A 12,623-nucleotide genomic window follows, 5' to 3' on the forward strand; every position below is an offset into this window, starting at 1 on the left:
AGGGCGTTTCGACCGCATGAACCGCGTTCTGCTCAACAATGTCGATCATCACGATATGAAGGTCGCGATCCGAACCGGCGCTGCCTTTGGCGATTGCGTCAATCAATTGCCGGTCTTTCCTTCCGAATTTCAGGAACTCCAGCGCGAATTCGCCATTGTCTTTCGCCGCAACCATGATGCGATCGACGCTTTCGCGCTGCTCGGCCTAGACCGCGACGAAAACCTGTTCCTGGGCGAACATGGCTGGACCAGCCGCTATGTCCCGGCGGTGCAGCGGCGCGGCCCGTTCTCGATCGCACTGGCGCGGCCCGATGCCGACGGGGCACCCGCCAACCATGACTTGATGATCCATGTCGATCTGGACGACGACCGGGTCGGCGATCCCGCGGGCTTGCCGCTGTTTCGCGAACATGGCGGCAATGCGCCATATCTCGATCAAACCGGCGCGGTGCTTCGCGTCATTTTCGAAGGGATGCAGACCGCGCACGCGGTCAATGCTGAGCTTGATGCAGCCGGGCTGCTCAAGCCGGTGACGATGCAAATCGCGCTGGACGACGAAACCCAATATGAATTGCCCAACCTGCTGACGGTCGACCCGCAAGCGCTGGCCGAGCTTTCGGGCGAGCCGCTCGAACGGCTGCACCGATCCGGGCTGCTGCATGCAGCGACCATGGCAGCCTGTTCGCTTGGCAACATCGAAGAGCTGATTACGCGCAAGAATCGGAAGCGGGCCGCAACGTGACACCGCCCATCACCAGCCGGCATGCGCGCGAGATTTCGGCCGACGATCCGGCGGCGGTGGATTTCGAAGCGCTGGTTGCAGCGGGGCAGCCGGTGGTGATCCGGGGTCTCGTCGCCGACTGGCCGATGGTGGCGGCAGGCCAAACCGGCGCGCAGGCGGCGGTCGATTACCTGCTGGGGTTCTACAATGGCCGCCCCGGCACCGGCTATACCGCCCGCCCGGCGCTGCAAGGGCGGTATTTCTACGACGACACGCTGACCGCGCTCGATTTCGAGCGCGAGCGCGTACAGCTCGACGCCTATCTCGCGCGCATCCTCGGCGCGCTGGGGGATGCAGACGCGCCATCCTTCTATGTCGGATCGACCGACCTCGACCAATATTTCCCCGGCTTCGGCGATGCCAACCCCCTGGCGCTGAACGGTCCCGCGTTCGAGCGGGCATTGCGCAGCATCTGGATCGGCAACCGCACCACCGCGACCACGCATTACGACATGTCGAACAACATCGCCTGCGTCGCGGCAGGCCGTCGGCGCTTCACCTTATTCCCCCCCGATCAAGTGGCGAACCTCTATCCCGGCCCGCTGGAGCCTACGCCCGGCGGCCAGGTCGTCTCGCTGGTCAACCTTGCCGATCCCGATCTCACCGCCTTTCCCAACTTCGCGATCGCGGCGCAGGCGGCGCAGATTGCCGAGCTCGAACCGGGCGATGCGGTCGTCTATCCGGCGCTATGGTGGCATCAGGTGGAAGCGCAGGACGATTTCAACATTCTGGTGAATTACTGGTGGAACGCCGCGCCCGCCTTCCTCGATCCGCCGATGACTGCGCTGCTGCACGCCATGCTCAGCCTGCGCGATCGGCCCCAGGCTGAAAAGGATGCGTGGGCGGCGATGTTCGATTATTATGTCTTTGGCCCCGCTGCCCGCCCGGCGGCGCATTTGCCATCGGCAGCGCAGGGGCCGCTTGCGCCACTCGACGACATGGGCGCGCGAAGGCTGCGCGCTGAACTCTTGCGGAGGCTGAACCGATGAAGCCGGTAAGACGTGTGGTAATTGCGGGCGGCGGCACCGCCGGCTGGCTGGCGGCAGCGCTGCTGACTCGGCAGATCGGTGCCGCGGTCGAGGTGACGCTGATCGAATCGGACGAAATCGGCACCGTCGGCGTCGGCGAATCGACCATCCCCACCGTCCGCGCCTTTCATGCGCTGCTGGGGATCGACGAGCAGGATTTCGTCCGCGAAACCGGGGCGACGTTCAAACTGGGCATTTCGTTTGAAGGGTGGTCGCACCCCGATTCGCGCTACATCCATTCCTTCGGAACGCTGGGCACCTCGACCTGGATGGCCGATTTCCACCATTTCTGGCTGGAAGCCAGGGCGCAGGGCAATGTCGCCGACATCGGCGCCTATTGCCTGGAGCATGAAGCGGCGCGCGCCGAACGCTTCGCCGCCCGGCCCCATGCCGCGCTGAACTATGCCTATCATTTCGACGCTGCTCGCTATGCCCGTTTCCTGCGCGAACGCTGCGAAGCCGATGGCCTGACCCGGATCGAGGGCCGGATCACCCGCGCCGAGCTGGACGCCGAAACCGGCAATATCGCCGCGGTGGTGATGGCCGATGGTTCGCGGATCGAAGGAGATTTGTTCATCGACTGCACCGGCTTTCGCGCGCTGCTGATCGGCGATGCGCTGGGCGTGCCCTATGAGGATTGGAGCCATTGGCTGCCGACCAACCGCGCGCTTGCGGTACAGACCGCCGCGACCGGCCCTGCCCTGCCCTATACCCGCGCCAGCGCGCATGACGCCGGATGGCAATGGCGGATTCCGCTGCAACACCGTGTCGGCAACGGCATCGTCTATTGCAGCGACTATCTGTCCGACGATGCAGCGCAAGACCGGCTGCTGCGCGCGGTGCAGGGCAAGGTGCTGACCGAACCGCGGCTGATCCGTTTCCAGACCGGCCGCCGTGCGCGGGCGTGGGAGCGCAATTGCGTCGGGCTGAGCCTGGCGGGCGGCTTCGTCGAGCCGCTCGAATCGACCAGCATCCACCTGATCATGATCACCCTCACCCGGCTGTTACAGCTATTCCCATTCGACGGCGTCAGCCCGGCGGCGGCGGCACGATTCAACGACATGTCGCGCCGCGAGATCGAAGGGGTGCGCGACTTCATCGTGTTGCATTACCACCTCAACCAGCGCGACGAACCGTTCTGGCGCGCGCACCGCGAAGCGTCGCTGCCCGACAGCCTGGCCGAGCGGATCGACCTGTTCCGCCAGAGCGCCCAGGCATTTCAGGCCAGCGATGAATTATTCACCGTCACCTCCTGGGTGCAGGTGATGCTGGGCCAGGAACTGCAACCCGCCGCGCACAACCGGCTGGCGATGCTGATGCCGCCGGGCCGGCTGAAGGAGGTGCTGGGCAATCTGGCGGCGCAAGTGACCGCCGGCGTGGAAAAGCTGCCCTCGCACCAATCCTTCGTCGATCAATTGGTCGCACTCGAACCAGTGCCGCTGCGCGCCCGCGCCTGATGGCCGGTACCCGTCCGGCGATCAGCTTTCGTAATGCGCGGTCGTCTTGGCGGCGAGTTCCTCGGCGGTGACGCCCGGTGCCATTTCGACCAGCCGGAACGCGCTGGCATGGTCGGGCCGCTGGAACACCGCCAGGTCGGTGATGATCATGTCGACCACGTTGCGTCCAGTCAGCGGCAGCGTGCAGGCCGGGATGAACTTGGGATCGCCGTTCTTTGACGTGTGCTCCATCACCACGATGATCTTTTTCACCCCGGCGACCAGATCCATCGCGCCGCCCATCCCCTTGATCATCTTGCCGGGGATCATCCAATTGGCGATGTCGCCATTTTCGGCGACTTCCATCGCGCCGAGCACGGTCAGGTCGATATGCCCGCCGCGAATCATCGCAAAGCTATCGGCGCTAGAGAAATACACCGATTGCGGCAGCTCGCTGATCGTCTGCTTGCCCGCATTGATCAGATCGGGGTCTTCCTCGCCGGCATAAGGAAACGGGCCGATGCCGAGCATCCCGTTTTCCGACTGCAGCGTCACCTCGACACCATCGGGAATATGATTGGCGACCAGCGTCGGGATGCCGATGCCCAGGTTCACATAGAAACCGTCCTGCAATTCCTTGGCGGCGCGCGCCGCCATCTCGTCACGAGTCCAGGGCATTACAACGCTTCCTTTTGCGAGAGAATCGGCTTTGGTTTGAGGGCTGGCCACACCAGCCAAGTGCCCACCGCGTGAACGAGGCCATAAACGAGGACAATGAGCGAGGACCAGATGTTGAATGCGGTGCGTGCGTGCGGTTCGATCATGATCGGAACGATCAACAGCCCTCGCGCCAGATAAATGCCGCTGATCAACACCAGCGCGGTGCGCATCAACGGCAGTTTCGGAAAGCGATCGGCACCCGCAAAGGCGTAGAGTGCCCAGACCGAAAGCACCGCGGCGATTCCGATCGTCATCAGCATGGGCTGCCACAGGCCGCGTTCGTCCATGCGCGCCATCCCTTCACCAGCACCGAAGAAACGATACCAGTCCGGCCCGCCGATGATCACCCCGATATGCAGCAGGGCCGCAATCAAGCTCAGGCAACCGCCAACCATCAACCAGCTTTTGCCCTGCCCAAGGCGCGTCACGGCTGCGGTTCCCAGCGCGTTTCGGGCGGGTAAACATCGTCAAAATCGCCCCGGATGGAGGGGCCATAGACCGGGTTGGCGAACAGGAACCAGCCATTGCCCCACAGGCCATCATAGGGTGCGCCCATGGCCATCGCTCGGCGTTGCAGCGGCGGCAATTCGGGCTTGTTGAAGCCGTTGCGGAAATCGCCAAGCTGGTCCCCCGCCATCGCCACGACACACCAGCGCGCAGCGATCGTGGCGCGGCGCAAGTCCTTGCTCGAACCGCTCGCGTCATCGCCCATCAGGAACAAGGTTTCGCCATGCTTGAAATCACCAAGCCCTGCTGCCGAAAGGGTCTGCTCGCTATTCGCCGCGTTGGCGGCATCGCGATTCGTGTTGGCGATCAGCGTGATCCCAGCGGCACGCAGGGCGGCCAAGGCCTCTACCGCGCCCGGCATCACTACTGCCTTGCCGGTGCCGGTTTTTTCCCAGTCGTCCCAGGTCTTGGCGTCGAACTGTGCCCCCTTCAGCGCGAACCAGCGCATTGGGCCGATATTCCAGATCAGCGTCTCGTCCGCATCGAACACCGCCGCGAGGGGTTTGTCGCCGCACGCAACAGGCTTCCCGGTCGCCTCATCGATAATCACGCTATCAACAGGCCGCACCTTTGCCTTGGCGAGCGCATATGTCGTCAACGCATGATAGGTCTGCTGAACCGCGATTGCCCCTTCGGCTGAACTATATAGCCATTGCTGGCCCATCGGTACCGACGGCGCTGCAATGGGCGCAGGGACCAGCGATCGCTGATTCATCGAGCAGGCAGACAACGCAACCAACGCGGCGATCGCCACGACAGGCTTGCTTCGGCCTCGGCCTAGCCTCAGCCACCCCTTTCGCCTGTAAGAGGGGACGAGGCTGGCAGAAATCACGCGACAGTCCGCTCGCGCACCGTCCGAAACTCGATCTTCTTGTCATACGGCGCGCCGACGATCATCCGCTTCACATAAATGCCTGGCAGATGCACCGCATCAGAATCGAGCGCGCCGACCGGCACCACTTCTTCGACTTCGGCAACGCAGATCCGCCCGGCGGTCGCCATCGGCTGGTTGAAGTTGCGGGCGGTCTTGCGGAAGATCAAATTGCCCGCTTCATCGGCCTTCCAGCCCTTGATGATGGCAAGGTCGGCACGGATGCCGCGTTCGAGAATATATTCCTCGCCGTCGAAGATCATCGTCTCCTTGCCCTCGGCCACCTTGGTGCCGACTCCGGTCTTGGTATAGAAACCCGGTATCCCCGCCCCGCCGGCGCGGCAGCGTTCGGCCAGCGTCCCCTGCGGGCTGAACTCGACTTCCAGCTCGCCCGACAGATATTGCCGTTCAAATTCCTTGTTCTCGCCGACATAGGACGAGATCATCTTCTTGACCTGGCGGGTGCGAAGCAGCTTGCCCAATCCTTCGCCATCAATACCGGCATTGTTGCTGGCGATCGTCAAATCCTTGACCCCCGATGCCTGAATCGCATCGATCAGCCGTTCGGGGATACCGCACAGGCCAAACCCGCCGGCGCAGATCGTCATGCCATCATGGAGCAGCCCGTCGAGCGCGGCGGCGGCATCGGGATAGAGTTTCTTCATCGGGCAAGTCTCCTATGCCATCGGCACTAGCGATTCCGGGGTCCGGGGGTCAAGCAACCACGCTCGACTTGCGCGTCCGCATGCGGGTAGGACGGCGCAGGAGATTGACCATGACCAAGCGTAGCGGCGGGCGTATCCTTGTCGATAATCTGGTGGCGCAGGGATGCGACCGGCTGTTCCAGGTGCCCGGCGAAAGCTTCCTGGCGGTGCTCGACGCATTGGTCGACGTTCCCGCGATCGAGGTCGTGACTTGCCGGCAAGAGGGCGGCGCTGCGTTCATGGCCTGCGCCGACGGGGCGATGACGCAGCGGCCGGGGGTGTGCTTCGTCACCCGTGGCCCCGGCGCGACCAATGCCAGCATCGGCGTTCATGTCGCGATGCAGGATTCGCAGCCGATGCTGTTGTTCATCGGCGACGTCGATCGCGGCATGCGCGACCGCGAGGGTTTTCAGGAAGTCGATTTTCCCGCGATGTTCGCGCCGCTCGCGAAATGGGCGACTCGGATCGAGGATGCGGCGCGAATCCCCGAATATGTCGCGCGCGCCTGGAATACCGCGATCAGCGGCCGCCCCGGCCCGGTGGTGATCGCGCTGCCCGAGGATATGCTGTGCGATATGGTCGAGGCAGTCGATCGCCCCAGGATCGAACGGGTCTGGCAAGCCGCCAATCCCGACGACATTGATACCGCCTTGAAGCTGCTGCGAGCGGCGGAGCGCCCCGTGGCGATCGTCGGCGGCGCGGGGTGGGACAGGGCGACCACCGGGGCATTCGATTGCTTCGCGCGCAACTGGGGCATCCCGGTCGCGGGCGCGTTCCGCCGGCAGGATGCGATTCCGAACTGGTCGAAGGCTTGGGCGGGCAATCTGGGCTATGGCCCCAATCCCAAGCTGGTCGAGCGGATCAAGGCCGCCGATGTGGTCCTGGTCCTCGGGGCTCGGCTCGGTGAGGCGACGACCGACGGCTATACGCTGATCACCCCCGATCATCCGGGCCAGAAGCTGATCCACGTCCACCCCGATCCGGCGGAACTCAACCGGGTCTATCGCGCCGACGTGGCGGTCTGTTCGGACACCTTTTCATTCGCCAACGCGCTGGCGTGCGCCGACTATCCGCCGTCGCCGCATCCCAGCGGGGCCGAGGCGCACGCCCAATGGCGCGAATGGTCGACGCCCAAGCCGCGCGACGGCGTGGCGCTAGACCTTGGCCTGTGCGTCGCGGCGATGCGCGAGGCGCTGCCGGCGGATACGATCATCTGCAACGGTGCCGGCAATTTCGCCGGCTGGTGGCACCGCTATTGGCATTACGGTCTTCAGCCCTCGCAACTCGCGCCGACCGCCGGCGCGATGGGCTATGGCGTCCCCGCCGCGATCGCTGCGGCCCTGCGCGCACCCGACCGCATGGTCGTGGCACTGGCGGGCGATGGCGATTTCCTGATGAACGGTCAGGAACTGGCAACCGCCGTCCAGCACGGTGCCGAGATGCTGGTGCTGGTGATCGACAATAGCGGCTATGGTACGATCCGCATGCACCAGGAGCGTGAATTTCCGGGCCGGGTGAGCGCCACGCGCCTTGCCAACCCCGATTTCGCGGCTCTGGCGCGCGCCTATGGCTGCTGGTCCGAAACCGTCGAGCGCACCGAAGATTTCGCCCCTGCGCTTGCCCGCGCCCAGGAACAGCGCGGCGTGCGGCTGCTGCACCTGCGCACCGACATCGAAGTCATCAATCCCGGCACGACGATCAGCGCGATCCGCGCCCGCTGACGCCCATGAAAAAGGCCGCCCCAGTTTCCCGGAGCGGCCCAATCACTTTGCGCTACCCAAAGCAACGCTACAGGTCAGATGTCGTCGCCGAGCGCGCCCTTGACCTTGCCTGCAGTCTGTTGAAGCTTGCCCTTGGCTTCCTGCGCTTCGCCTTCGGCGCGCGTCTCAGGATTGTCGGACCTCTGCTTCATCTCGCCAATGGCTTCGTTTACGTTGCCTTTGACCTTGTCTACGAATTCACCCATGCGGCTTCTCCTCAATCATGTGCGACAATGATGCGGGTCATCATTGCTTTCGCTTACAGGGAGAACGGCCTGGGGTAGACTTGGTTCCGAATTAGATAAGCCCAGCCAACGGGCTAGAGGGATCGGCATAGCGCCGCTGCCCCATCCGCCCCGCGCGATAGGCCAGCCGCCCCGATTCGACCGCAGCCTTCATCGCCGCCGCCATCATCACCGGGTTTTTCGCCTCGGCAATCGCGGTGTTCATCAGCACGCCGTCGCAGCCAAGCTCCATCGCCACGGCAGCATCGGACGCGGTGCCGACTCCGGCATCGACCAGCACCGGCACCTTGGCCCCCTCGACGATCAGGCGGATCGTGATCCGGTTCTGGATACCCAGCCCTGATCCGATCGGCGCGCCCAGCGGCATGATCGCGACCGCACCGGCATCCTCCAGCCGCTTCGCCGCGATCGGATCGTCGACGCAATAGACCATCGGTAGGAAGCCTTCCTTGGCCAGCACCTCGGTCGCGCGCAGCGTTTCGACCATGTCGGGATACAGCGTGCGCGCCTCGCCCAGCACTTCGAGCTTCACCAGATCCCAGCCGCCCGCCTCGCGCGCCAGCCGCAACGTGCGGATTGCCTCGTCGCCGGTGAAACAGCCCGCCGTGTTGGGCAGGTAGGTCACGCGCTTGGGGTCGATAAAGTCGGTCAGCATCGGCGCCTTGGGATCGCTGACATTCACCCGGCGAACCGCGACGGTGACGATCTCCGCCCCCGCCGCTTCGACCGCAGCCGCATTCTGCGCGAAGTCCTTGTATTTTCCCGTGCCGACGATCAGCCGCGATCGGAAAGTGCGCCCGGCCACGGTCCAGCTATCGACGTCCGCCGTCACTTCATGATCGCCGCCGCCGACGAAATGGACGATTTCCAGCTCGTCGCCATCCTCGACCATGACGTCGCCCAGCGTCGAGCGCGGCACAACCTCCAGATTGCGCTCCACCGCCACCTTTTCCGGTACCAGCCCCAGATCGCTCGCGAGACCGGCAAGGCTAAGGCCCGCGCGGACGCGCTTATGCTCGCCATTGACCATGATCGATACGGTACCGTCGCTGTGCATGCCGTAATTTCCCCCGTTCGGGCTGCGCTTGTCGAAGCCCCGCCCTTCTTTCCTTGCGTCGGCGAAAGAAGTACGGCCCTTCGACAAGCTCAGGGCGAACGGGGTTTGTGGGTGGTCATATGGTCCGCTCGCGCCGCGCCCGCAACCAAGAGGGGCATGATGGCCGAAACGAATCCAGCCGCGATCCCGGCAACCATCTATGTCCTCAACGGCCCCAATCTGAACCTGCTGGGGACGCGCGAGCCCGAAATCTATGGTGCCGATACGCTCGACGACATTGCCGGGATGCTCGAGGATCGGGCGCGCGAGCTGGGCATCGACGTCGAAGTGCGCCAGTCGAATCATGAAGGCCATCTGATCGACTGGCTGCACGAAGCTCAGGCAGAGGGTGCGCGCGCGGTGCTGTTGAACGCCGCCGCCTTCACCCACACATCGGTCGCGCTATACGATGCGATCCGCGCGATCCGCACGCCGGTGATCGAAGTGCATCTGTCGAATCCGCATGCGCGTGAGGCATTTCGCCACAAAAGCTATGTCGCCATGGCCGCGCGCGGAACCGTCAGCGGCTTCGGCGCGCAGTCCTATCTGCTCGCGCTTGAAGCCGCCGCCCGCCTAGCTTAAGGCCAAACCCTTTGCAAAGAAACAGGTCGCAATGAGCAACGAACACGACGAACCGGGCAACATGCGAATTGACGTCGATCTCGTGCGCCAGCTTGCCGCGGTGCTCGATGAAACCAAACTGACCGAGATCGAGGTCGAGGACGGCGAACGCCGGGTCCGGGTCGCGCGCGAAGTGGTCATCGCACCGCAGATGATGCAGGCCGCACCGATGGCGCATGCCGCCCCCGCTCTGGCCCACGCCGCCCCCGCACCCACCGAAGTCGCTGCGCCCCCGCCCAACCCAGCCGCCAATGCAGTGCGTTCGCCGATGGTCGGCACGGTCTATCTGTCGGCGGAGCCGGGCAGCAAGCGGTTCGTCTCGCCGGGCCAAAAGGTGCAGGCGGGCGACACGCTGCTGATCGTCGAGGCGATGAAGGTCATGAACCCGATCCTTGCCCCCTCGGCTGGCACGGTCGGCGCGATCCTGGTTGAAAATGGCCAGCCGGTGGAATTTGACCAGCCGCTCGTCGTGGTCGAATAATGGCGCAGATCAAGAAGCTGCTGATCGCCAATCGCGGCGAGATCGCGCTGCGTATCCATCGCGCCTGCCATGAAATGGGCATCCAGACCGTCGCGGTACATTCGACCGCCGATGCCGATGCGATGCACGTCCGGCTGGCCGATCAGGCGATCTGCATCGGACCGCCGCCGGCCGGCGAAAGCTATCTGAACATCCCGAACATCATCTCGGCCGCTGAAATCTCAGGCGCCGACGCGATTCATCCGGGCTATGGTTTCTTGAGCGAAAACGCCAAATTCGCCGAGATCGTCGAGCTGCATAATCTGATGTTCGTCGGCCCCAAGCCCGAACACATCCGCACAATGGGCGACAAGGTCGAGGCCAAGCGCACCGCGGGCGCGCTCGGGCTGCCCTTGGTGCCCGGTTCGGACGGCGCGGTGAGCGATCTGGCCGAGGCAAAGGAAATCGCGGCGCGCGTCGGCTATCCGGTGATCATCAAGGCGGCATCGGGCGGCGGCGGGCGCGGCATGAAGGTGTGCGGATCCGAAGACCAGCTCGAAACGCTGATGGCTCAAGCGGGCAGCGAGGCAAAAGCCGCGTTCGGCGACGCCACCGTCTATATCGAAAAATATCTCGGCAACCCGCGCCACATCGAATTTCAGGTGTTCGGCGACGGCAACGGCAATGCGATCCATCTGGGCGAACGCGACTGCTCGCTTCAGCGCCGCCATCAAAAGGTGCTCGAAGAAGCCCCCTCGCCCGCGCTCGGTGCCGAAGACCGCGAACGCATGGGCGCGATCTGCGCCAAGGCGATGGCCGATATGGGCTATCGCGGTGCCGGCACGATCGAGTTTCTGTGGGAAAACGGTGAATTCTACTTCATCGAGATGAACACACGGCTCCAGGTCGAACATCCGATCACCGAAATGATCACCGGGGTCGATCTGGTACGCGAACAGATCCGCATCGCCGAGGGGCATCCGCTGTCGGTGCGCCAGGAAGACCTGGTGTTCCAGGGCCACGCGATCGAATGCCGGATCAATGCCGAGGATGCGCGCACCTTCGCGCCTTCACCGGGCAAGGTGACCTATTATCACGCCCCCGGCGGCATGCATGTCCGCGTCGATAGCGGGCTGTATGCCGGCTATCGCATCCCGCCCTATTATGATTCGATGATCGCCAAGCTGATCGTGTACGGTCGCACCCGCGAAGGCTGCCTGATGCGGCTTCGCCGCGCGCTTGAAGAGTTCGTGATCGACGGGGTGAAGACGACGATCCCGCTGCATCAGGCACTGCTGGACGAACCCGATTTTCAGCAGGGCGATTATACGATCAAGTGGCTCGAGGAATGGCTGGCGCGCGAGGAAGCCGCCTGATGCGATGGTGGCAATGGCTGATCGCGGCGCTGCTGGCGCTGATCGCCATTGCCGCCGCCGCGTTATTCCTGCTTCGCACCCCCGATACCGACGCGGCGGCGATGCGCGCCAAATATGGCGGTGCCGCGTCGCGCTTCGTCGATCTGGGCGACGGCCTGACCGTCCATGTCCGCGACACCGGCCCGCGCGATGCGCCGGCATTGGTGCTGATCCACGGATCAAACGCCTCGCTGCATACCTGGGAACCCTGGGCCGAGCGATTGGATCGGCGCTATCGCATCGTCCGGCTCGACCTGCCGGGGCACGGCCTGACCGGCGAAGACCCCACGCGCACCTATTCGACCGCCCGCCAGGTCGAAATCGTTAATCGCCTGGTGCGCGCGCTGGGGATCGACCGGTTCGCGATCGGCGGCAATTCGATGGGGGGCGGGGTCGCCTGGTCCTATGCGCTGGCGCATCCCGCACGGGTCAAGGCGCTGGTGCTGGTCGATTCAACCGGCCAGCCCGATCCGCAATATGCCCAGCCGCCGCTGGTGATGCGGATCGCCCGCCTGCCGGTGCTGCGCGACCTGGCGACGATGGTCACGCCGCGTAGCTGGATCGAACAGGCGCTACCCTCGGCTTACGGTGACCCCGCCAAGGTCGATGCCGCCGCGATCGACCTGTATTGGGAGCTGCTGCGCTACCCCGGCAATCGCCTCGCCACGATCGACCGGTTCGCCACCCCCAGTTCGCCTGCCACGCCTGAAATGCTCGGCCGAATCACGGTGCCGACGCTGATCCTATGGGGCAGCGACGACCGGATGATCCCGGCATCGTCGGGCGAATGGCTCACCAGCCACATCCCCGGCGCGAAGCTGGTGACCTATCCCGGCATCGGCCATCTGCCGATGGAGGAAGCGCCGGATGCGACGGCGCGTGAAGTGGATCGGTTCCTTTCGGGACTTAAGAACGAACCCCTCCCCGTGCCGGAAAGCATTCGCGCTCTAGCCCGCCGCCCCGCCCATCGCTAAGGGCA

The 12,623-nt window shown here is 64.4% G+C and carries 14 protein-coding genes; 8 read left to right on the plus strand and 6 right to left on the minus strand.

All coding sequences use genetic code 11. The features are described from left to right. Window positions 1–16: 16 nt before the first annotated feature. From QU44_RS05985 to QU44_RS05995, 3 genes are read left to right on the plus strand one after another with little or no spacing between them, the layout of a single operon-like run. A complete protein-coding gene (locus tag QU44_RS05985) occupies window positions 17–742 on the plus strand; it encodes a SapC family protein (RefSeq protein ID WP_033920879.1) in 726 nt (241 codons plus the stop codon). After that, the gene (locus QU44_RS05990; protein WP_331377431.1) at window positions 739–1,770 is read left to right on the plus strand and encodes a cupin-like domain-containing protein; all 1,032 of its coding nucleotides are present in this window, start codon (window positions 739–741) and stop codon (window positions 1,768–1,770) included. Before QU44_RS05985 ends, QU44_RS05990 begins: the two co-directional genes overlap by 4 nt. After that, window positions 1,767–3,266 carry a tryptophan halogenase family protein gene (locus QU44_RS05995; protein ID WP_033920880.1) on the plus strand — a complete coding sequence of 500 codons (1,500 nt, stop codon included), beginning with the start codon at window positions 1,767–1,769 and terminating at the stop codon, window positions 3,264–3,266. Before QU44_RS05990 ends, QU44_RS05995 begins: the two co-directional genes overlap by 4 nt. 21 nt (window positions 3,267–3,287) lie before the next feature. Here the strand turns inward: QU44_RS05995 and QU44_RS06000 are convergent, their stop codons facing one another. From QU44_RS06000 to QU44_RS06015, 4 genes are all read right to left on the minus strand, one after another. Continuing rightward, window positions 3,288–3,923, minus strand: coding sequence for a CoA transferase subunit B (locus tag QU44_RS06000; protein ID WP_033920881.1), 636 nt, complete (start codon window positions 3,921–3,923; stop codon window positions 3,288–3,290). After that, complete coding sequence (locus QU44_RS06005) at window positions 3,923–4,360, minus strand: hypothetical protein (protein ID WP_052134382.1); 438 nt, start codon at window positions 4,358–4,360, stop codon at window positions 3,923–3,925. Before QU44_RS06005 ends, QU44_RS06000 begins: the two co-directional genes overlap by 1 nt. A gap of 29 nt (window positions 4,361–4,389) precedes the next feature. Beyond that, window positions 4,390–5,187, minus strand: coding sequence for an HAD family acid phosphatase (locus QU44_RS06010; protein WP_052134375.1), 798 nt, complete (start codon window positions 5,185–5,187; stop codon window positions 4,390–4,392). A 113-nt stretch (window positions 5,188–5,300) separates the two neighbouring features. Beyond that, entirely contained in the window at window positions 5,301–6,008 is a 708-nt protein-coding gene (locus QU44_RS06015) for a CoA transferase subunit A (protein ID WP_033920883.1), read from the minus strand. 110 nt (window positions 6,009–6,118) lie between these two features. Here QU44_RS06015 and QU44_RS06020 point away from each other — a divergent pair, with 110 nt between their 5' ends. Next, window positions 6,119–7,768, plus strand: coding sequence for a thiamine pyrophosphate-binding protein (locus QU44_RS06020; RefSeq protein WP_033920884.1), 1,650 nt, complete (start codon window positions 6,119–6,121; stop codon window positions 7,766–7,768). Between the two features lie 74 nt (window positions 7,769–7,842). Here the strand turns inward: QU44_RS06020 and QU44_RS06025 are convergent, their stop codons facing one another. Then, entirely contained in the window at window positions 7,843–8,013 is a 171-nt protein-coding gene (locus QU44_RS06025) for a CsbD family protein (RefSeq protein ID WP_033920885.1), read from the minus strand. A gap of 91 nt (window positions 8,014–8,104) precedes the next feature. Beyond that, window positions 8,105–9,109, minus strand: coding sequence for a sulfur carrier protein ThiS (gene thiS / locus QU44_RS06030; RefSeq protein ID WP_081987883.1), 1,005 nt, complete (start codon window positions 9,107–9,109; stop codon window positions 8,105–8,107). Window positions 9,110–9,292: 183 nt separating this feature from the next. Here thiS and aroQ point away from each other — a divergent pair, with 183 nt between their 5' ends. From aroQ to QU44_RS06050, 4 genes are read left to right on the plus strand one after another with little or no spacing between them, the layout of a single operon-like run. Continuing rightward, window positions 9,293–9,730: a type II 3-dehydroquinate dehydratase gene (gene aroQ / locus QU44_RS06035; RefSeq protein WP_131600185.1), complete on the plus strand. Its 438-nt coding sequence runs from the start codon at window positions 9,293–9,295 to the stop codon at window positions 9,728–9,730. Between the two features lie 31 nt (window positions 9,731–9,761). Further along, a complete protein-coding gene (accB, locus tag QU44_RS06040; RefSeq protein ID WP_197054259.1) occupies window positions 9,762–10,250 on the plus strand; it encodes an acetyl-CoA carboxylase biotin carboxyl carrier protein in 489 nt (162 codons plus the stop codon). Then, window positions 10,250–11,605: an acetyl-CoA carboxylase biotin carboxylase subunit gene (accC, locus tag QU44_RS06045; RefSeq protein ID WP_033920886.1), complete on the plus strand. Its 1,356-nt coding sequence runs from the start codon at window positions 10,250–10,252 to the stop codon at window positions 11,603–11,605. The genes accB and accC overlap by 1 nt, the downstream gene beginning before the upstream one ends. Further along, window positions 11,605–12,618 (plus strand): alpha/beta fold hydrolase, encoded by a 1,014-nt coding sequence (locus QU44_RS06050; RefSeq protein ID WP_052134384.1) that lies wholly within the window; start codon window positions 11,605–11,607, stop codon window positions 12,616–12,618. Before accC ends, QU44_RS06050 begins: the two co-directional genes overlap by 1 nt. Window positions 12,619–12,623 lie beyond the last annotated feature (5 nt).

The organism is Sphingomonas sp. 37zxx (assembly GCF_000786205.1).
Classification (GTDB): domain Bacteria; phylum Pseudomonadota; class Alphaproteobacteria; order Sphingomonadales; family Sphingomonadaceae; genus Sphingomonas.